At 62.7% G+C, this 18,884-nt stretch carries 18 protein-coding genes; 14 read left to right on the forward strand and 4 right to left on the reverse strand.

What is annotated here, in order from left to right; all coding sequences use genetic code 11:
* The first annotated feature begins 257 nt into the window (after positions 1-257).
* Positions 258-1,589 carry an IS4 family transposase gene (locus PQV96_RS09170; protein ID WP_125958944.1) on the forward strand — a complete coding sequence of 444 codons (1,332 nt, stop codon included), beginning with the start codon at positions 258-260 and terminating at the stop codon, positions 1,587-1,589.
* 584 nt (positions 1,590-2,173) lie between these two features.
* Positions 2,174-3,892 (forward strand): PAS domain-containing sensor histidine kinase, encoded by a 1,719-nt coding sequence (locus PQV96_RS09175; RefSeq protein WP_273625071.1) that lies wholly within the window; start codon positions 2,174-2,176, stop codon positions 3,890-3,892.
* Positions 3,893-3,928: 36 nt separating this feature from the next.
* Here the strand turns inward: PQV96_RS09175 and PQV96_RS09180 are convergent, their stop codons facing one another.
* Positions 3,929-4,828: a LysR family transcriptional regulator gene (locus PQV96_RS09180; protein WP_273625072.1), complete on the reverse strand. Its 900-nt coding sequence runs from the start codon at positions 4,826-4,828 to the stop codon at positions 3,929-3,931.
* A gap of 167 nt (positions 4,829-4,995) precedes the next feature.
* Here PQV96_RS09180 and PQV96_RS09185 point away from each other — a divergent pair, with 167 nt between their 5' ends.
* From PQV96_RS09185 to mmsB, 5 genes are all read left to right on the forward strand, one after another.
* A complete protein-coding gene (locus PQV96_RS09185; protein ID WP_273625073.1) occupies positions 4,996-6,519 on the forward strand; it encodes a CoA-acylating methylmalonate-semialdehyde dehydrogenase in 1,524 nt (507 codons plus the stop codon).
* 197 nt (positions 6,520-6,716) lie between these two features.
* Complete coding sequence (locus PQV96_RS09190; protein WP_273625074.1) at positions 6,717-7,094, forward strand: lysozyme inhibitor LprI family protein; 378 nt, start codon at positions 6,717-6,719, stop codon at positions 7,092-7,094.
* A gap of 53 nt (positions 7,095-7,147) precedes the next feature.
* A complete protein-coding gene (locus PQV96_RS09195) occupies positions 7,148-8,314 on the forward strand; it encodes an acyl-CoA dehydrogenase family protein (RefSeq protein WP_273625075.1) in 1,167 nt (388 codons plus the stop codon).
* A gap of 86 nt (positions 8,315-8,400) precedes the next feature.
* Positions 8,401-8,889 (forward strand): TfoX/Sxy family protein, encoded by a 489-nt coding sequence (locus PQV96_RS09200; RefSeq protein ID WP_273625077.1) that lies wholly within the window; start codon positions 8,401-8,403, stop codon positions 8,887-8,889.
* A gap of 22 nt (positions 8,890-8,911) precedes the next feature.
* Complete coding sequence (gene mmsB / locus PQV96_RS09205; protein ID WP_273625078.1) at positions 8,912-9,895, forward strand: 3-hydroxyisobutyrate dehydrogenase; 984 nt, start codon at positions 8,912-8,914, stop codon at positions 9,893-9,895.
* Positions 9,896-10,076: 181 nt separating this feature from the next.
* Here the strand turns inward: mmsB and icd are convergent, their stop codons facing one another.
* A complete protein-coding gene (gene icd / locus PQV96_RS09210; protein ID WP_273625079.1) occupies positions 10,077-11,336 on the reverse strand; it encodes an NADP-dependent isocitrate dehydrogenase in 1,260 nt (419 codons plus the stop codon).
* Positions 11,337-11,622: 286 nt separating this feature from the next.
* On the opposite strand from icd, the gene PQV96_RS09215 reads away from it, so the two are divergent.
* Positions 11,623-12,099 carry a DUF192 domain-containing protein gene (locus tag PQV96_RS09215; protein WP_273625080.1) on the forward strand — a complete coding sequence of 159 codons (477 nt, stop codon included), beginning with the start codon at positions 11,623-11,625 and terminating at the stop codon, positions 12,097-12,099.
* 73 nt (positions 12,100-12,172) lie between these two features.
* On the opposite strand, the gene PQV96_RS09220 is transcribed toward PQV96_RS09215, so the two are convergent.
* Entirely contained in the window at positions 12,173-12,754 is a 582-nt protein-coding gene (locus PQV96_RS09220; protein ID WP_207374118.1) for a superoxide dismutase, read from the reverse strand.
* Between the two features lie 189 nt (positions 12,755-12,943).
* Positions 12,944-14,263 carry an exodeoxyribonuclease VII large subunit gene (xseA, locus tag PQV96_RS09225; protein WP_273625081.1) on the reverse strand — a complete coding sequence of 440 codons (1,320 nt, stop codon included), beginning with the start codon at positions 14,261-14,263 and terminating at the stop codon, positions 12,944-12,946.
* A gap of 352 nt (positions 14,264-14,615) precedes the next feature.
* Between xseA and PQV96_RS09230 the strand changes: the two genes are divergently transcribed.
* The 6 genes from PQV96_RS09230 to adk all read left to right on the forward strand — a co-directional run bounded on the left by PQV96_RS09230 (position 14,616) and on the right by adk (position 18,681).
* Entirely contained in the window at positions 14,616-15,248 is a 633-nt protein-coding gene (locus PQV96_RS09230) for a MotA/TolQ/ExbB proton channel family protein (RefSeq protein ID WP_044394778.1), read from the forward strand.
* An 18-nt stretch (positions 15,249-15,266) separates the two neighbouring features.
* Entirely contained in the window at positions 15,267-15,701 is a 435-nt protein-coding gene (locus PQV96_RS09235; RefSeq protein WP_066783920.1) for an ExbD/TolR family protein, read from the forward strand.
* Positions 15,702-15,793: 92 nt separating this feature from the next.
* Positions 15,794-16,816: a tetraacyldisaccharide 4'-kinase gene (lpxK, locus tag PQV96_RS09240; RefSeq protein ID WP_207374133.1), complete on the forward strand. Its 1,023-nt coding sequence runs from the start codon at positions 15,794-15,796 to the stop codon at positions 16,814-16,816.
* 36 nt (positions 16,817-16,852) lie between these two features.
* Entirely contained in the window at positions 16,853-17,035 is a 183-nt protein-coding gene (locus PQV96_RS09245) for a Trm112 family protein (protein WP_044394786.1), read from the forward strand.
* Entirely contained in the window at positions 17,032-17,874 is an 843-nt protein-coding gene (gene kdsB / locus PQV96_RS09250; protein WP_273625082.1) for a 3-deoxy-manno-octulosonate cytidylyltransferase, read from the forward strand. The genes PQV96_RS09245 and kdsB overlap by 4 nt, the downstream gene beginning before the upstream one ends.
* A gap of 150 nt (positions 17,875-18,024) precedes the next feature.
* Positions 18,025-18,681, forward strand: a complete 657-nt coding sequence (adk, locus tag PQV96_RS09255) for an adenylate kinase (RefSeq protein ID WP_207374115.1) — start codon at positions 18,025-18,027, stop codon at positions 18,679-18,681.
* Positions 18,682-18,884: the final 203 nt, after the last annotated feature.

An 18,884-nucleotide genomic window follows, 5' to 3' on the forward strand; every position in this document is an offset into this window, starting at 1 on the left:
TCCATCACAGGAGTTTTCCAGTATGAACACCACCCACATGTTGAACGCTTGGCCCGACGACGAACGCGATCGCAAACGCGCTCCAGCCCGCTGCTGAGCAACAGGCGACATTGGCGTCGCATCTCAAGGTTCCTCTTTCAAAGCCCCACACTCCGGCAATGCCAGTAAGTTAAGCAAAGGCCCTTCGGGGTCTTTGTTGTTTGTACAGTGCAGGCTTGATCAATTGAGCTTTGGCCATAGAGGTCAAGCGATAGCCAATGCTGCTGCAAGAGTACCTGAACGATACCCATGAGTTTGCGAGCCCCGAACAATGGGGTGTCGTTCAAAGCAACATACCCCAGCAGTGGATTGAACAGGCCTTGCAGATGACGGGTGTAGCCACGCTGCGCAAGCGGCGACTGCCCATGGAGCAGGCACTTTGGCTGGTATTGGGTGTGGCCTTGCTTAGAGACCGCTCCATCGTGAACGTGGCCGAGGTACTGGAGCTGGCACTGCCTGGGCAGCACAATGAACCCATCAGCTCCAGCGCGCTGAGCCAGGCGCGCCAACGGCTGGGCAGTGAGCCCCTGCAATGGCTGTTTCGCCACACTGCTGCCCATTGGGCGCACCAGCAGGCCGCTCGCCACCGCTGGCAAGGCTTGGCGCTGTACGCATTGGATGGCGTGGTCTGGCGTACCCCCGACACACAAGACAACCGCCAGCACTTTGGTTGCCAGCGCAACCACGCAGACCACCAAAGTCCCTTCCCCCTGGTGCGCATGGCCTGCTTGCTCGATGCCAGAGCTCGTTTATTGGTAGATGCCAGCCTGGATGCCTACGACACCAGTGAGTACGCATTGGCTGAACGCTTGTGGCCGAAGTTGCCGCCTGACTCGCTGGTGATTGTGGACAAAGGGTTTTACTCGGCAAGTCTGCTGTGGCCGCTGCAACACCGCCAGGGACGTCACTGGCTGATCCCTGCGCGTGCCGGACTCAGGGGCGAGGTGGTGCAAACGCATGGCCCTGGCGATGTGAGCTTGCGCATGAAGGTCTCGCCCCAAGCTCGCAAGAAAGACCCCGGCTTGCCGCTCACGTGGGAGGTGCGCGCCATCACCCGTGAACTCGATGGCAAACCCAGAACCTTGTTCACGTCCCTGATGGATCCGGCACGCTACAAGGCCGAGGAGGTGTTCGCGCTGTACCACGAACGCTGGGAGATTGAGCTGGCCTATGGAGAGATGAAGACGGACATGCTGGGCCAGGCGATGACGTTGCGCAGCCAGCAACCCGATGGGGTCAAGCAAGAGCTGTGGGCAACCTTGCTGATGTACAACCTGATCCGCTTGGAGATCACGCGCATCGCAGACGAGGCCAAAGTGCAGCCCTGTCGCATCAGCTTCATCACGGCGCTGCGCTACATCGTGGATGAGTGGCTGTGGAGTTCAGGATCACACACCCCTGGGGCCATCCCGGCCAAGCTTGCGGCCATGAGAAAGAACATCCGCCGCTTCGTGCTGCCGCCTCGCAGATCCCACAGGCGGTATCCGCGTGAGGTTCGTATGACCAAGACCCAGTATCCCGTCAAAAAAATGCCGCTCAGACTTAACTGAGCGGCATTGCCACACTCCGGGGCTTTTTTCTGTTTGGGAGTTTCTGGAAGGTGGCGCATCCCCCACTCCATCTCTGACCGAAACCTGTGCAAGTTTCTGTGTTTGTGAAGGCGATGCTGTCAACCACCCATCCGGTAAGTGCGTTGACTGACTATCTCAGGAGCTTTTCCCCATGAACACCACAATTTTGAACGCTTGGCCCGACGACGAACGTGACCGCAAACGCGCACCGGCAGCGCTTTGATTGGCATGTTGAGCATTCGGTATGTGGGTCTTTTTTAGCCCCATGAAATGCTCACCCTAGGTGTAGAAAAACGCTGAATCTCCTACCGCCGATACACCCAAATTACCAAGGGAACGTGATTGTCACGTTCCCTTTTTTCATGGCGCCGCCTGCAAGCCCACCGCAGTGGAAAGCTGGGCAGACCCCCACGCACACACAGTGCGACACCGGGGCAGCGCGCTGCTTCTTCCCAGCACCAAGCCAAATGTGCCGCGGCTTGCAATCATAAAATTTGATTTATTTGAAAAAAATTTATGATAAAAACATAAAATATAGACTTCATCTCAAAGTGGCGAGCACCATGCCCTTCTCCCTGCCCAGCGTCATCAGCATGCGTGCGTTCCAGATACGCCTGCTCAACTGGATACTTCTGGCCAATGTGGGGTTCAGCCTGGTTCTGCTAGTTCTGGGGCTGACGCCGCTCATCGTGCCGCCGCCCTATTGGAGCCAGGTGCTGATTGGGGGCATATTGCTCATGCTGGCGTTGTGGGCGATTGTGCGGACAGCCCCCCAGCACTACGCCGCGGTCTCTATCGTGATGACGGTGGCGGCGCTGTTGCTGTTCACCTATGCACTCACGAAATCTCAGGCCAATGAGCTGCGAGCCCTCTGGTTCCTCACGGGGGTAGGCACTGGTTACATCCTGCTGGGCAAGCGAGCGGGTATTGCTTACACGTTTGCCAGTCTGGCACTGGTGCTGGGTACCAACAGCATCCAACCCCACCCTTACACGCAGCACGCGCTGATCGTTTTCACGCTGGCAACCCTGTTGTGCAGCATGTGTTTTTACATCTTCGTTTCGCACGGCCAGCGCCTGTACAAGCACCTGTCCAAGCGCGAGCAGCAGTACCGGCTGCTCACTGAAGGGGCCGAGGACGTGATCTGGCGCATCAACCCAGACATGACGGTGGCAGATGTGAGTTCTGCCGACGAGCGGCTGCGCGGCGTGCCTGCGCATGAAGTGGTTGGGCGGCCCATCTCCGCCATCTTGACGGCCGAGGGCGCGCAGCGCCTGGACCAGGCCCTTCGCCAGAAAGAACGGCTGGCCATCCTGCCGCTGCCTTGCAAGAACGGAGAAATCCGCTGGTTTGAAATGACTGGCCGGGCCTATTTCGACGCCCGTGGCCGGCCCGCTGGGTACCACAGCATTGGCCGCGATGTGACAGAGCGTGTGCGCCTGGAGAGCGTGCTGCAGCAAGAGCGGCAATTGCTCGAAGAGCGGGTCAAGGAGCGCACGTCTGCTCTTTCTGTGGCCAAGCAGGCTGCCGAAGCCGCATTGCGCACCAAAACCCTGTTCTTGGCGAATATAGGGCACGAACTACGCACGCCCATGACACTCATCATGGGGATGACGGAACTGGCACTGAAGCGTGCGGCCGTAGCCGATGTACGGCCCATGCTGCAAGAAGTGCAGACGGCCGCGAAAAAGCTCATGGTGCTGCTCAACGATCTGATCGACCTGGCGGCGCTAGAGGCACACCAGGTCCCCTTCCGCCAAGAGCCTTTGTCCGTGCCCGAGGTGGCTGCCAGCTCGGTAAGGCTGATCGCCCCGCTTGCGGCACAAAAAGGCTTGTCGCTGGAACTCGTGCCCGCATCAGGCCTGCCCGCACAGTGGCATCTGGGTGACGCAGAACGCATCCAGCAAGTGCTGCTGAACCTGCTCGACAACGCCGTGAAGTTCAGCCACAGCGGCGCCATCCGCCTGGAGATCCATGCCCAGGAAGCGGGCGGGCGCACCACCTGGTCGTTGCGGGTCATCGATCAGGGCATTGGCATTGCCGCCGCAGACCAGCCCAGGCTTTTCACGATCTTTGAACAGATGGACGGATCGGTCACGCGCTCTTTTGAAGGTGCGGGGCTGGGGCTGGCGCTTTGCAAGCGCCTGGTGGAAGGCATGGGCGGACGCGTGGGCGTGGAGAGCGAATTGGGCAAGGGCAGCTGCTTCTGGGTTGAGTTGACCTTGCCAAGCGCGCCGAGCCAGGGCGACGCCACTCCTCCAACAGGTCTTACTCCCGCTTAATCCTCAGCCGGGTCGCAGGGGGGTCCCAGCGCTCGCCTAACGTACAGCCTTGGGCTTGAGCAACTCTTGCTGCGCGGCCACGGTTTCGCGCAGAAATGCCCAGGTCACCTGCATGCGCGCCAGGTGCTTGGATTCAGACGGCATGCTCATCCAGAACGTGCGGGTGAACTGCCCCTCTTGCGGCAAGACGCGCGTGAGCACCGGGTCGCGGTCAGCCAGAAACGAAGGCAACACCGCCAGGCCTGCCCCCGCGCGCACGGCTTCGTATTGCGCCGTAATGCTGGTGCTGCGAAACGCGAAGCGCTCGGGCTGGTGCAAAGCGTCCAGAAACTGCAGCTCTTTGGTGAACAGCAAATCGTCCACGTAGCTGACAAACGCGTGGTGACGCAGATCCTCACGCGTGGCCACCAGCGGCTTGCGGGCCAGGTATTCACGCTGGCCGTACAGATACAGGCTGTAGTCAGAAAGCCGACTCACGATCACCGAGCCGCGTGTGGGCCGCTCCAGCGATATCACAATGTCCGCCTCGCGCCGCGACAGGAGCAGCATGCGCGGCAGCGCCAGCAGGTCAATCGACAAATGCGGGTGCTTTCGCGTGAGCTGGGCGAGGTGTGGCGCCAGTATCAACGTACCGAACCCTTCGGTTGCCCCCACACGCACCAAGCCTGAGGGCCCTTCGTGCGATGCTGGTGCGGCGCGTTCTGCGCCCATCACGGCGGATTCCATCGCCTCCACCACCGGCAGCAACTGGCGCCCAGCCTCGGTGAGCCGGTGGCCTCCGGCCTCGCGCGCAAACAGCGCTGCGCCCATCTGCTTTTCCAGCGCCTGGATGCGGCGCGACACCGTGGTGTGCTCCACCGCCAGGCGCCGGGCTGCCGCAGCCAGCGTGCCCGCGCGAGCCAGCTCCAGAAAATAGCGCAGGTTGTCCCAATCCATACCGGTCGTCCTCTATCGCGGCAGTTTCACGCACCGCCAATGATGTGCATTTTTGCAGATCAAAAGTGCACAAATCCATATTGTTATTTGTTTTTTGCACACATACCATGCGGCAGCTGGCTTTGCTAACGCACTGCTGTCCTGAAGCACCCCTTTGAGGAGACAACATGAACGCACCCACATCCACGGCCGTCCTGGCCCCCACCGTCAAGCTGCTCATTGGCGGCCAGTTTGTCGAATCCCAAACCACGCAGTGGCGCAACGTGGTGAACCCCGCCACGCAAGAAGTGCTGGCCCGCGTGCCCTTCGCCACGCCCGAAGAAATCAACGCAGCCGTGGCCAGCGCCAAGGAAGCGTTTAAGACCTGGAAGAAGACCCCCATCGGCACCCGCTCGCGCATCTTCCTGAAGCTGCAGCAGCTGATCCGTGAAAACATGAGCGAGCTGGCCGCGCAGCTGACGGCCGAACAAGGCAAGACCCTGCCCGACGCCGAAGGCGATGTCTTCCGCGGCCTGGAAGTGGTGGAACACGCAGCTGGCATTGGCAACCTGCAACTGGGCGAGCTGGCCAACAACGTGGCCAACGGCGTAGACACCTACACCGTGCTGCAGCCCCTGGGCGTGTGCGCGGGCATCTCCCCCTTCAACTTCCCCGCCATGATCCCGCTGTGGATGTTCCCCATGGCCATTGCCACGGGCAACACGTTTGTGCTCAAGCCCTCCGAGCAAGACCCCATGGTGACCATGCGCCTGTGCGAACTGGCGCTCGAAGCCGGTATCCCCCCAGGCGTGCTCAACGTGGTGCATGGCGGTGAAGGCGCAGTGAACGCCATTTGCGACCACGCCGATATCAAGGCCATCAGCTTCGTCGGCTCCACCAAGGTGGGCACCCATGTCTACAACCGCGCGAGCCTCAACGGCAAGCGCGTGCAGTGCATGATGGGCGCGAAGAACCACGCCATCGTGGTGCCCGATGCGAACAAGGAACAGACCCTGAACGCCCTGGCCGGTGCCGCCTTTGGTGCCGCAGGTCAGCGCTGCATGGCCCTGTCGGTCGTCATTCTGGTGGGCGAATCGCAAAAGTGGATTCCCGAACTGGTGGCCAAGGCCAAGACCCTCAAGGTGAGCGGCGGCACGGAAAAAGGCACCGATGTGGGCCCGCTGATCTCCTGCGCCGCCCGCGACCGCGTGGTGGGCCTGATCGAGCGCGGCATTGCCGACGGCGCCACCCTGGAGCTGGATGGCCGTAACCCCAGCGTGCCCGGCTACGAAAACGGCAACTTTGTAGGCCCCACGATATTCAGCGGAGTCAAGCCCGGCATGTCCATCTACGACCAGGAAATCTTTGGCCCCGTGCTGTGCCTGGCCGCTGCCGACACGCTGGACGAAGCCATCGAGTTCATCAACGCCAACCCCAACGGCAACGGCACGGCCATCTTCACCCAAAGCGGCGCGGCGGCGCGCAAGTTCCAGGAAGAGATCGATGTCGGCCAGGTCGGCATCAACGTGCCAATCCCTGTGCCTGTGCCCATCTTCTCGTTCACCGGCTCGCGCGCTTCCAAGCTGGGCGACCTGGGCCCCTACGGCAAGCAAGTCGTGATGTTCTACACACAGACCAAGACGGTGACTGCACGCTGGTTTGACGACAGCACCGTGAGCCAGGGTGTGAACACCACGATCAGTCTGAAGTGACATCCCCCTGAGGCGCTGCGCGCCTTCCCCCTTCTCTCGCGCTTTGCGCGGGAAGGGGGACGCCACCCGTGCCTGAACCGTGAGATGGCGGCCCTTGCACGGTGGCACTGGCCTCGCGCCGCGCCGGTTTCGGCGGTAGCAGGCGGTGGTAAAAGCAGGGCATGCAAACTTTTCAGACAACGATGCGGAAATGGGCCATGGTCTTCAGTACTGCGTGCGTGATGCAGATGGGCACCCTGGCCCACGCCCAGGCCGGTGCCGCCTGCAAGCCCACGGGCACTGTGGCCGAGGTCAACGCCTGTGCGGTGCAAGACTTTCAAGCGGCAGACACCACCAACCAGATCCTGTACGAAGACGTGATGCGCGCCCTCTCGGCCCACGAACGCCCGCAACTGCGGCAAGAACATTCCGCCTGGGTGCGCGAGCGCACGGTGCAATGCAAACGCGAAACGCAGGCGGCAGAAACCCAGCCCGAAGGCCCGCGCCTGTACCACCAGTGCCTCACGCGCAAGACGCAAGAGCGGCGCAAAGGCCTGATGCGCTGGCTGAGCAACGACAGCCCGGCCAAGCCCTGAAGCCTTGACGCCCCATTCACCCAAAGCCCCACAACAACACAAGAGACAACGCCATGGACTTTGAGCTGACCGAAGAACAACGCGCCTTTGCCCAAACCGCCCGCGACTTTGCCCTGGCCGAACTGGCCCCGCATGCAGCCGAGTGGGACGCCGAAGGCATCTTCCCCAAAGACGCCATCGCCAAGGCGGGCGAGCTGGGCTTTTGCGGCCTGTACGCCCCTGAAGCCGCAGGCGGCCTCGCCCTGCCCCGGCTGGACGCCACGCTGGTGTTTGAAGAAATGGCAGCGGTAGACCCTAGCACCACCGCCTTCATCACCATCCACAACATGGCCACCTGGATGCTGGGCACCTGGGCGCTGCCTGCCGTGCGCGACCACTGGGGGCCGCTGCTCACCACCGGGCAAAAGCTCGCCAGCTACTGCCTGACCGAGCCCGGCGCGGGCTCTGACGCCGCATCGCTGAAGACGCGTGCCGAGCTGGTCGGCAACGAATACGTCATCAACGGCGCCAAGGCCTTCATCAGCGGCGCAGGCAGCACCGACGTGCTGGTGCTCATGGCCCGCACGGGCGATGCGCAATCGGGCGCCAGCGGCATCAGCGCCTTTGTCGTGCCCGCCGACACGCCCGGCATCAGCTACGGCAAGAAGGAACAGAAGATGGGCTGGAACAGCCAGCCCACCCGCACCATCAGCTTTGACAACGTGCGCATCCCTGCCAACCACCTGCTGGGGCAAGAAGGCGAAGGCTTCAAGATCGCGATGAAGGGCCTGGACGGCGGGCGCATCAACATTGCCACCTGCTCCGTCGGCGCAGCGCAAGGTGCCCTCGCCCAGGCGCAGCAATACATGCAAGACCGCAAGCAGTTTGGCAAAAGCATCGCCAGCTTCCAGGCGCTGCAGTTCAAGCTGGCCGACATGGCGACCGAACTGGTCGCCGCCCGCCAGATGGTCCGCCTGGCCGCCAGCAAGCTCGACGCGGGTGCCCGTGACGCCACCACCTACTGCGCCATGGCCAAGCGCTTTGCCACCGATGCAGGCTTTAACGTGGTGAACGAGGCCCTGCAACTGCACGGCGGCTACGGCTACATCCGCGAATACCCGCTGGAGCGCCTGCTGCGCGACGCCCGTGTGCACCAGATTCTGGAAGGCACCAACGAAATCATGCGCGTCATCATCGCCCGCCGCATGCTCGATGGCGATGCGCCGGAGGTGATTCGCTGATGCCCCAGCGCTCGCCAAAACGCTCTGTTTTTGATAGCTGCCTGCGCTTACCCATCAAGCGCTAGCGGCCTATTTCACTCAAGGCCATGGCCACCCGCCCACTCAGCGACGAAACCCTGCACCTCATCGGCGCCCTGCGCACGGCCCTGGCGCAGCGCAGCGATGTGGACGAGCGCACCATGTTTGGCTGCTACTGCTTCTTTGTAGACGGCAAGCTGTGCATGGGCGTGAAGGGCGAAGAGTTGCTGGTGCGCCTGCCGCCAGATCGCCATGGCGAATTTCAAGAGATGCAGAACACCCGGGAACTCTCGCCCGGCGGAGGCATGCAAGGCTACTTCTGGGTAGAGCCCAACGGCTACGCCACCCGCGCGCAGTGGCGCTTCTGGCTGGACGAAGCCCTGGCCTACAACCCGCGGGCCAAGGCATCTCCACGCCGTAAGCCCACGGCAGCCAACACAGTGGCGAATACGGCGCCCAAGGCAACGGCCAAAAAGTCAGCCCCCACGCTGAAGCGGCCATCAGGAAAAGCAGGCAACGCAGGCAAACGGCACAGCATTTTTGACGAGGACGATTGAGGCAGAGCAATCACAGTCAAAAATGCCTCTAGCGCTTATCTATCAAGCGCAAGCAGCTACCAATTCAATAGCAAAAACAATAGCCAAACACCTTTCACCTCAGACCGACCACAGGAGACAATACATGAAAATCGCATTCATCGGCCTCGGCAACATGGGCGGCCCCATGGCACACAACCTGCACAAGGCAGGCCACGAAGTGCGCGCGTTTGACCTCTCCCAACCCGCCCGCGACAAGCTGGCCGCAGACGGCGTGCCCATCGCCGCTGATGCCAAAGCGGCAGTCGCAGGCGCCGAAGTCGTCATCAGCATGCTGCCCGCCAGCCAGCATGTGGAAGGCTTGTTCTTGGGCGCGGGCGACCTGCTGGCCCAGTTGCCCGCAGGCACGCTGATCATCGACTGCTCCACCATCGCAGCCGCCACCTCCCGCAAAGTGGCCGAGGCCGCCCAAGCCAAGGGCGTGGCCTTTATCGACGCGCCCGTGTCCGGCGGCACCGGCGGTGCCATTGCAGGCACCCTCACCTTCATGGTGGGTGGCGAAGCGGCCGACCTGGAACGCGCCCGCCCCATCCTCGAAAAAATGGGCGCCAACATCTTCCACGCAGGCAGCGTGGGCGCAGGCCAAACGGCCAAGATCTGCAACAACATGCTGCTGGGTATCTTGATGGCAGGCACCAGCGAAGCGATTGCTCTGGGCGTCGCCAACGGCCTGGACCCCAAGGTGCTGAGCGAAATCATGCGCCGCAGCTCGGGCGGCAACTGGGCGCTGGAGAAGTACAACCCCTTCCCCGGCGTGATGGAAACGGCCCCCGCCAGCAAGGGCTACGCGGGCGGGTTTGGCACCGATCTGATGCTCAAGGACCTGGGCCTGGCGCAAGAGAACGCTGCAGCAGTGAAGGCCAGCACCCCACTGGGCGGCTTGGCGCGCAACCTGTATGCCATGCACTCGATCGCCGGCAATGGTGCGCTGGACTTCTCCAGCATCATCAAGACGGTATTGAAGTAAGCCCCTCGGGCTCGCACGGTGCGGCAGGCTGACGCCCACTATTCACGCTCACTATCAAAAAAATAGCTGCTAGCGCTCACGAATCAAGCGCTAGCAGCTATTTTTGATTCAAGCCCCGCGAGCCGCCCCAGCAGTCAGGCAGGTGGGGTATGTGCCCCACCCCCACGGGCCGCGGCCTGCGTCACATCTGGTCAATCATCACCTGCCCAAAGCCCGAGCAACTCACCTGCGTGGCACCGTCCATCAGGCGGGCAAAGTCGTAAGTCACCTTCTTGCTGCCAATGGCTTTTTCCAGTGAAGTCAGGATCAGGTCAGCCGCTTCCTTCCAGCCCATGTGGCGCAGCATCATCTCGGCCGAGAGGATCTCGGAGCCGGGGTTCACATAGTCCTTGCCCGCGTACTTGGGCGCGGTGCCGTGGGTGGCTTCAAAGCAGGCCACCGAGTCGGACATGTTGGCGCCCGGCGCGATGCCGATGCCGCCCACCTGTGCGGCCAGCGCGTCGGAGATGTAGTCGCCATTGAGGTTGAGCGTGGCCACCACCGAATACTCGGCGGGGCGCAGCAAGATCTGCTGCAGGAAGGCATCGGCAATGCTGTCCTTGATGATGATTTCCTTGCCCGTCTTGGGGTTGGCAAACTTGCACCATGGGCCGCCGTCGATCAGCTCGGCGCCAAACTCCTTTTGCGCCAGGGCGTAGGCCCAGTCGCGGAAGCTGCCTTCGGTGTACTTCATGATGTTGCCCTTGTGCACGATGGTCACGCTGGGCTTGTTGTGGTCAATGGCGTACTGGATGGCCTTGCGGATCAGGCGCTCGGTGCCTTCGCGCGAGACGGGCTTGACGCCAATGCCCGAGGTGTTGGGGAAGCGGATCTTGGTGGCGCCCAGTTCGTTCTGCAAGAACGCGATGAGCTTCTTGGCCTTGTCGGACTCGGCGGGGAATTCAATGCCCGCGTAGATGTCTTCCGAGTTCTCGCGGAAGATGACCATGTTGGTCTTTTCAGGCTCTTTCAGCGGCGATGGCACGCCCTTGAAGTACTGCACGGGGCGCAGGCACACGTACAAATCCAGCTCCTGACGCAGGGCCACGTTCAGCGAGCGGATGCCGCCGCCCACGGGCGTGGTGAGCGGGCCTTTGATGGACACCACGTAGTCGCGCACGGCCTGCAGGGTTTCGTCGGGCAACCAGACATCAGGGCCGTAGATGCGGGTGGCCTTCTCGCCCGCGAACACTTCCATCCACTGGATCTTGCGCTTGCCGCCGTAGGCCTTGGCCACGGCAGCATCCACCACCTTGATCATCACGGGCGTGATGTCGCGGCCTACGCCATCGCCCTCGATGAACGGGATGATGGGCTGATCGGGCACGTTCAGCGACATGTCGGCGTTGACGGTGATCTTCTGCCCCTCGGCAGGAACCTGGATGTGCTGGAAAGTGGTCATGGGCAAGGGTCTCCGTAGCGGCTAAACAGGGTTCAACCGGTGAATCAGGGGTTAGCGGGATGGCCTGCGGGCGGCAAGCGCTCGGCCAGGCGGCAAACGTTTTCATTTTAGGGCTTGTTGTTCCGCCCTTCGCCCAAGTGCCCGCCTGGCGCGCAACGCGGAACCTGCGCCCCAGGTAAGCCTCCAAACACAAGCCTCCCAACGCGCGGCGGCGCCTGCCAGAGTTCGATGAAAATGCGGGCCAGTCGCGCAGCGCGCAACCCAGCAACCTTTCCTGAAAGCCACCATGCCCCGCTTTTCATCTGCCACCGCCCGGCTGCTTGCCACCGGCCTGATTGCCCTGGCCAGCACAACCCCCGCCGCCGCCCAAGGCCAACCTCAAATGAACTTGCCGCGCATCGAAATCACGGCAGGCATGCACCGCATTGAGGCGCAGGTGGCTGCATCGCCCCAGGAGCGCCAAACCGGGCTGATGCACCGCAAGGAAATGCCCGCCCATGAGGGCATGCTGTTTGTGTTTGAACAGCCCGCCACGCAGTGCTTCTGGATGAAGAACACGCTGCTGCCGCTGACGGCTGCCTTTGTGGCCGATGACGGCACCATCGTGAACCTGGCCGACATGAAGCCACAAACCGAAGACTCGCACTGCTCCGCCAAGCCGGTGCGCTATGTGCTGGAGATGAACCAGGGCTGGTTTGCGCAAAAGGGTATCAAGCCGGGCAGCAAGCTGGTGAATGCGGCGGTGTTCAACGCCAGGAAGTGAGCAGGCGACAAAGCCTGCGCCCATAAAAAAACGGCCTTGCGGCCGTTTTTTTATGCTCTGGTGAAACCAGTCATCAGGCGAAGTTGGCTTCAGCAAACTTCCAGTTGACCAGCTTGTCCAGGAAGGTTTCCACAAACTTGGGACGCAGGTTGCGGTAGTCGATGTAGTAGGCGTGTTCCCACACGTCCACGGTCAGCAGGGCCTTGTCGGCGGTGGTCAGGGGCGTGCCAGCAGCGCCGGTGTTGACGATGTCCACGCTGCCGTCGGCCTTCTTCACCAGCCATGTCCAGCCAGAGCCGAAGTTGCCCACGGCGCTCTTGACGAAGGCTTCCTTGAACGCGGCGTAAGAGCCGAACTTGGCGTTGATGGCTGCAGCCAGGGCGCCTGTAGGTTCACCGCCACCGTTGGGGGCCATGCAGTTCCAGAAGAAGGTGTGGTTCCAGATCTGGGCTGCGTTGTTGTAGATGCCGCCGGAGGACTTCTTGATGATCTCTTCCAGAGTCATCGATTCAAACTCGGTGCCCTTTTGCAGGTTGTTCAGGTTCACCACATAGGCGTTGTGGTGCTTGCCGTGGTGGAACTCCAGCGTTTCCTGGCTGTAGTGAGGGGCCAGTGCGTCGATGGCGTAGGGCAGCGGGGGAAGGGTATGTTCCATGGTGGTGATTCCTCGTGGTTTGCAATGCAGGAAGAGCGGCAGCCGTCTGATGGGCAGCGGGTCGCCGCGCTGGCGCGCAATTTGACGCGACGGAGCATTGTAGAAAGATCCATAGCCCTGTGCAGCGAAGTGGCGATCAGGCGACTGTCATTCCCCCGTCAAGCACGGCGCAATCAAGGCTGCAGCGCGTTACAGCAGGCGGGGGTGGTCCACGGTCACGTCCAGCACCCCGTCTGCCAGCGTGGCGCGCAAGGCATCGCCCAGGCGGGCCTGGCCCACACTGGTCACCGCGTGGCCGTGGCTGTCGGTCAGCAGCGCATAGCCGCGCTGCAGCACCAGGTGCGGGTTCAGCAGCTCCAACTGCATGCGGGCGCGTTCCAGCCGGTCTGACTGCAGGGCGATGTGGCGCGCCGTTTTCTGAGCAAAATCGGCCTCCAGCGCTTTATTCTTCAGCGCAAGGCGCTCCAAATTCAATAGCATTCCGTGCCGCAGGCGCTGCGCGCAGCGGGCCAGGCGCAACTGCTCGCGCGCAGCCAGGCCCGATGGGCGCCCCAGCCGCTGCGCAGCCTGGTCCAGGCGCTGGTGGCGCAGGTCAATCTGGCGCTGCACGGCGCTCTCCAGCCGGTCGGCCAGCAAATCGAGGGCGCCCAGCCACACCTCGCGGGGCTGGGCCACCAGTTCGGCGGCGGCCGTGGGAGTGGGCGCGCGCAGATCGGCGCAAAAGTCGGCAATGGTGAAATCGGTCTCGTGCCCCACCCCGCTGACCAGCGGCACCGGGCTTTGCACAATGGTGCGCGCCAGTTGCTCGTCGTTGAAGGCCCACAAGTCCTCCATCGACCCACCGCCGCGCACCAGCAAGATCACGTCCACCACAGGCGTTGTTCCGCCGTCTGCCGAGGCTTCGCCTTCGGCCAATGCGTACATCTGCCGCAGTGCCGTCACCATGGATTGGGGCGCTGCAGCGCCCTGCACCTGCGCAGGGATGAGCACCACGGGGATGTGCGGCACGCGGCGCCGCAGGGCTGTCACCACATCGTGCAAGGCGGCTGCGCCCAGCGAGGTGATCAAACCGATGCCCCGTGGCTGCACCGGCAACGGGCGTTTGCGCCGCGGGTCGAACAGGCCTTCACCTTCGAGCTGGGCTTTGAGGCGCAGGAACTGCTCAAACAAAGCGCCCTGCCCCGCGCGCTGCATGCTTTCAACGATGAACTGCAGATCGCCCCGGGCCTCGTACACCCCCAGGCGCCCGCGCACTTCCACCAGTTCCCCGTCGCGCGGCGAAAAGTCAAGCAGGCCTGCCGCCCGGCGGAACATGGCGCAGCGCAACTGGCCGTTGGCGTCCTTGATCGAGAAGTAGCAATGCCCGCTGGATGCGCGTGAGAAGCCGGTGATCTCGCCGCGCACCGCGACAGGGTTGAACCGGGCCTCCAGCGCATCAGCAATGGCGCGGCACAGCGCGCCAACTTCCCAGATACGCGGCGCCGCTGCGGGCTGTGGCGACTCAAACATCGTCCAGCCCTGGGGTTGACAGAACGCCTGCAGGGTCTGTACTCCACAGCTCGGGGCGTGCGGCAGTGCAACATGGACCCGAGACACCCACACCGCGCAAAACAAGAAGGCACGTACAAGTTATTGATTTATAAGGCATTTTTGCTGTTCAATTTTTCAGCAATCTGTTCCAAGCACGGATTGGCGCGGGTTCAAGTGGGATACCCACCCGCTTACCCACAAAGTTATCCACAGATTTTGTGAGCGAGTAGCGCATGCCAGACTGGCAGATTTCTCGTAACGGTTTGTGACCTCAAAGCGCGAGCCACGTGGGCCATAATTGCCGGCTGACTACACCTGAGCGGAGAGAGAATTGCTGTCCATCATACAAGCCGCAGGCTGGCCCATCTGGCCCCTTATTGCCTGCTCTGTCCTGGCGCTGGCCTTGATTTGCGAGCGCTTCATCTCTCTGAAAACAGCGCGCATCGCGCCCCCGAAGCTGCTGGATGAAGCCATCACCGTTTCGTCGCGTTCGCTGCCCACGCCCGACGTGGTGAACCAGCTGGCCCAAAGCTCTGCGCTGGGTGAGGTGCTGGCTTCCGGGCTGCGCGCGCTCAACAACAACCCCCAGTGCAGCGAAGCCGACCTGCGCGCCACCATGGAAGGCAGCGGCCGCGCCGTGGCCCACCGGCTTGAAAAGTACCTGAGCGCGCTGGGCACCATCGCCTCTGCAGCGCCTTTGCTGGGCTTGCTGGGCACCGTCATCGGCATGATCGAGATTTTTGGCTCGCAAACGGGCGGAACCGGTGCCATGGGCAGCGGCAACCCTGCGCAGCTGGCGCACGGTATCTCCATTGCCCTGTACAACACCGCCTTCGGTCTGATTGTCGCCATCCCTGCGCTGATCTTCTGGCGCTACTTCCGTGGCCGCGTGGATGCCTACCTGCTGACCCTGGAGCTGGCGTCTGAGCAGTTTGTGCGCCACATCCTGCGCCACCGCAAGTAAGCAGCGCGGGGTATGCCCATGAACTTCCGCCCCCGTGCGAAGGATGAGCCCGAGATCAACCTGATCCCGTTCATCGACGTGCTGCTGGTGATCCTCATCTTTCTGATGCTGACCACCACTTACAGCAAATTCACCGAACTGCAGCTGACCCTGCCCGTGGCCGATGCCGAGCAGCAGCGCGACCACCCCAAGGAAGTCATCGTGGCGGTGGCGGCCGATGGCCGCTACGCCGTGAACAAAACCGGCGTCGAAGGCAAAAGCGTGGACGCCGTGGCCCTGGCGCTGCGCAGCGCTGCCAGTGCCGGCAAAGACAGCGTCGTGATCATCAGCGCAGATGCCACGGCCCCCCACCAGTCCGTGGTCACCGTGATGGAAGCCGCCCGGCGCGTAGGGCTGACCCAGATCACCTTCGCCACGCAATCCACCGCGGGCGCTCGCGCGGGCAGCCGCTGAGCGGCATGGCAACGCAGCCGCCCTTGCCCCCTTCCCCTGGGCAGGCCGCGCAGACCAAGGCCACCGGCAGTGCTCCGCAGGGCTGGCCAGCGATGTGGCTGCGCCGCAACCCGCGCAGCTGGGCGCTGTGGCCCGTCTCCCAGCTCTACCGCGCCCTGATCGCATTGCGGGCAGCGCTCTACAAGATAGGCGTGCTTAGCTCCCTGCATCCCGGCAAGCCGGTCATCGTAGTAGGCAATGTGGTGGCGGGAGGGTCGGGCAAAACCCCGGTGGTGATGGCGCTGGTGCGCTATCTCCAGAGTCAGGGGCTACGCCCCGGCGTCATATCGCGCGGCTACGGCCGTACCACCACGGACTGCCGCGCGGTGCAGCCCCATGCTGTGGCCAGTGAAGTCGGTGATGAACCCTTGCTGATCGCTACCCAATGCCAAGTGCCGGTGTACGTGGCCCGCCAGCGCATCGAGGCAGCGCGTGCGCTGCTGGCGCAGCACCCGGACACCAACGTGCTGGTGTGTGACGACGGCCTGCAGCACCTGGCACTGGCACGCGACATCGACATTTGCATCTTCAACGCACAAGGCACAGGCAATGGCTTTTTACTGCCCGCAGGCCCGCTGCGCGAACCCTGGCCGCGCCCCGTGGACTGGGTGCTTTACGCGGGCGACACGCCTCACCCGCCTGCCGCCACTGGTGGCAACAAGGGCGGCTCAAAGGCTCCAGCCTTTGCCGTCAATCGCCGCCTGGCCGACCACGCTGTGGCGGCAGACGGCACAGCCGTGGCACTGAGCACCCTGCGTGGCCGCCCCCTGCATGCGGTGGCAGCGATTGGCCAACCGGGTGCCTTTTTTGCCATGCTGGAGGAAGCCGGCCTGACGCTGGCGCAGGCAGAAGCCCTGCCAGATCACTATGATTTTGATAGCTGGTCGCGCTTGCCCAGCAATGCTGAAGTGCTGATTTGCACCGAAAAAGACGCCGTCAAACTGTGGAAAAAGCACCCCGACGCACTGGCAGTACCGCTGGAGTTAGCGCTGGACGCGCGTTTTTTGCAGGGCCTGAAAGATCAATTGCTGGCGCTTGCGGCGCCGCTATCATCGACCACCCCGCCTGCGCGCTGAGCGCACGGCCCCGAATCTGACTCTGAATTGCCCGCCATGGACCCCAAGCTGCTCGAACTGTTGGTATGCCCAGTCACCAAAGGCCCATTGACCTATGCCAAGGAGACCCAAGAGTTGATCTCCCGCAGCGCGCGTCTGGCCTACCCTGTGCGCGATGGCATTCCCGTGTTGCTAGAAAACGAGGCACGCACCCTGACTGACGAGGAGCTGGAGGCATGAGCCACGGCGTCCAGCCGCCCGCATCCAGCAGTCCATCGGCTTTCACCGTGCTGATTCCGGCACGCTTGGCATCGACGCGCCTGCCCAACAAACCCCTGGCAGACATTGCCGGCCTGCCCATGGTGGTGCGTGTGGCACAACGCGCACAGCAAAGCAAGGCCGAGCGCGTGGTCGTGGCGGCAGACGACGAACTCATCCTGCAAGCCTGCCAGCAGCATGGCGTGCAAGCCCTGCTGACGGACAAAGACCACGCCAGCGGCAGCGACCGCCTCGCCCAGGCCTGCGCCCAGCTGGGCTTGCAGGGTGACGACATCGTCGTCAACGTGCAAGGCGACGAACCTCTGATGGACCCTGCGTTGATTGACGAAGTGGCTGCGCTGCTGCCTGCACACACCGACGCCAGCATGGGCACGGCCGCCCATCCCATCGCCTCGCAAGCCGACTACCTGAACCCGAACGTGGTGAAGGTGGTGCTGGACGCCCGCAACATGGCGCACTATTTCAGCCGCGCGCCCATACCGTGGTCCAGAGACCATTCCGATATGGCCTGGTGGCATGACGAACAGATGGCGCCTGCCACGCGCAGCGCCTGTGCGGGCTTTGCGCCGCTACGCCATGTTGGCATCTACAGCTACCGGGCTGGTTTTCTGAGGCAGTTCCCGCAGTTATCTCCCGCCCCAACTGAAACCGTCGAGGCTCTGGAGCAGCTCAGGGCCCTGTGGCACGGCCATCGCATTGCCGTCCACATTGCCGCCACGGCCCCTGGCCCCGGCGTGGACACCCCCGAAGACCTCGAAAAAGTCCGCGCTATTTTGGCATTGCAGGGCCAAGCCCACTGAGCCGCGTGCAAGGGGTGGCGCAAGTGCCAAGCGTAAGCCAGAGCCAAGCTGTCACATGCTATCCTTGCCCGCCACAAGAGCACGGCATCCTGGACGCTGCACCGCGCCCCTGCTAGCCGTGCCACACGATTTCTAACCTTGAGGACCTCCATGAGACTGATTCTGCTGGGCGCGCCGGGCGCCGGAAAGGGCACGCAAGCCACCTTCATCTGCCAGAAGTACGGCATCCCGCAAATCTCTACCGGCGATATGCTTCGCGCAGCAGTCAAGGCAGGTACACCACTGGGCCTGCAGGCCGATGCCGTGATGAAGGCAGGCGCCTTGGTCAGCGATGAACTGATCATCAACCTGGTGAAAGAGCGCATTGCCCAGCCCGACTGCGCCAAGGGTTTCCTCTTCGACGGCTTCCCCCGCACGATTCCCCAGGCCGATGCCATGAAGGCTGCCGGCGTCAAACTGGACTACGTGCTGGAAATTGATGTGCCGTTCGAAGCCATCATCGAACGCATGAGCGGCCGCCGTTCCCACCCCGCCAGTGGCCGCACCTACCACGTCAAGTTCAACCCTCCGAAGGTGGAAGGCAAAGACGACGTGACCGGTGAAGACCTGATCCAGCGCGAAGACGACAAGGAAGAAACCGTCAAGAAGCGCCTGCAGGTGTACAGCGACCAGACCCGCCCTCTGGTGGACTACTACAGCAACTGGGCCAAGAGCGAACCATCGCAGGCTCCCAAGTACCGTGCCATCAGCGGCACCGGCAGCGTCGAAGAGATCACGGCGCGCGCGCTGGAAGCGCTGAGCAGCTGAGTTCTGCCATGCCATCCGGGGTGATGCAGCAGGCACTTCTGCACATTGCTCTGGACGGCGTCCCTCAAAAGCCCCAGTAGGCACCCAGCCTGCCGGGGCTTTTTACGTTCAGTCGCCCCAATTGGGGTGCGCTCTTGCCCTCAGAAGTCTGCGCTGTCAAAGCAGTAGATACAAGGCGGTAGCGAGATAGCACAGCCTGTGAC

The sequence above is a fragment of the Acidovorax temperans genome, assembly GCF_028596105.1.
GTDB lineage: Bacteria > Pseudomonadota > Gammaproteobacteria > Burkholderiales > Burkholderiaceae_C > Acidovorax > Acidovorax temperans.

Coding starts and splice junctions, on each gene's coding strand:
- PQV96_RS09170 (WP_125958944.1), top strand. CDS start 258: ATGCTGCTGCAAGAGTACCTGAACGATACCCATGAGTTTGCGAGCCCC.
- PQV96_RS09175 (WP_273625071.1), top strand. CDS start 2,174: ATGCCCTTCTCCCTGCCCAGCGTCATCAGCATGCGTGCGTTCCAGATA.
- PQV96_RS09180 (WP_273625072.1), bottom strand. CDS start 4,828: ATGGATTGGGACAACCTGCGCTATTTTCTGGAGCTGGCTCGCGCGGGC.
- PQV96_RS09185 (WP_273625073.1), top strand. CDS start 4,996: ATGAACGCACCCACATCCACGGCCGTCCTGGCCCCCACCGTCAAGCTG.
- PQV96_RS09190 (WP_273625074.1), top strand. CDS start 6,717: ATGGTCTTCAGTACTGCGTGCGTGATGCAGATGGGCACCCTGGCCCAC.
- PQV96_RS09195 (WP_273625075.1), top strand. CDS start 7,148: ATGGACTTTGAGCTGACCGAAGAACAACGCGCCTTTGCCCAAACCGCC.
- PQV96_RS09200 (WP_273625077.1), top strand. CDS start 8,401: ATGGCCACCCGCCCACTCAGCGACGAAACCCTGCACCTCATCGGCGCC.
- mmsB (WP_273625078.1), top strand. CDS start 8,912: ATGCCTCTAGCGCTTATCTATCAAGCGCAAGCAGCTACCAATTCAATA.
- icd (WP_273625079.1), bottom strand. CDS start 11,336: ATGACCACTTTCCAGCACATCCAGGTTCCTGCCGAGGGGCAGAAGATC.
- PQV96_RS09215 (WP_273625080.1), top strand. CDS start 11,623: ATGCCCCGCTTTTCATCTGCCACCGCCCGGCTGCTTGCCACCGGCCTG.
- PQV96_RS09220 (WP_207374118.1), bottom strand. CDS start 12,754: ATGGAACATACCCTTCCCCCGCTGCCCTACGCCATCGACGCACTGGCC.
- xseA (WP_273625081.1), bottom strand. CDS start 14,263: ATGTTTGAGTCGCCACAGCCCGCAGCGGCGCCGCGTATCTGGGAAGTT.
- PQV96_RS09235 (WP_066783920.1), top strand. CDS start 15,267: ATGAACTTCCGCCCCCGTGCGAAGGATGAGCCCGAGATCAACCTGATC.
- lpxK (WP_207374133.1), top strand. CDS start 15,794: ATGTGGCTGCGCCGCAACCCGCGCAGCTGGGCGCTGTGGCCCGTCTCC.
- PQV96_RS09245 (WP_044394786.1), top strand. CDS start 16,853: ATGGACCCCAAGCTGCTCGAACTGTTGGTATGCCCAGTCACCAAAGGC.
- kdsB (WP_273625082.1), top strand. CDS start 17,032: ATGAGCCACGGCGTCCAGCCGCCCGCATCCAGCAGTCCATCGGCTTTC.
- adk (WP_207374115.1), top strand. CDS start 18,025: ATGAGACTGATTCTGCTGGGCGCGCCGGGCGCCGGAAAGGGCACGCAA.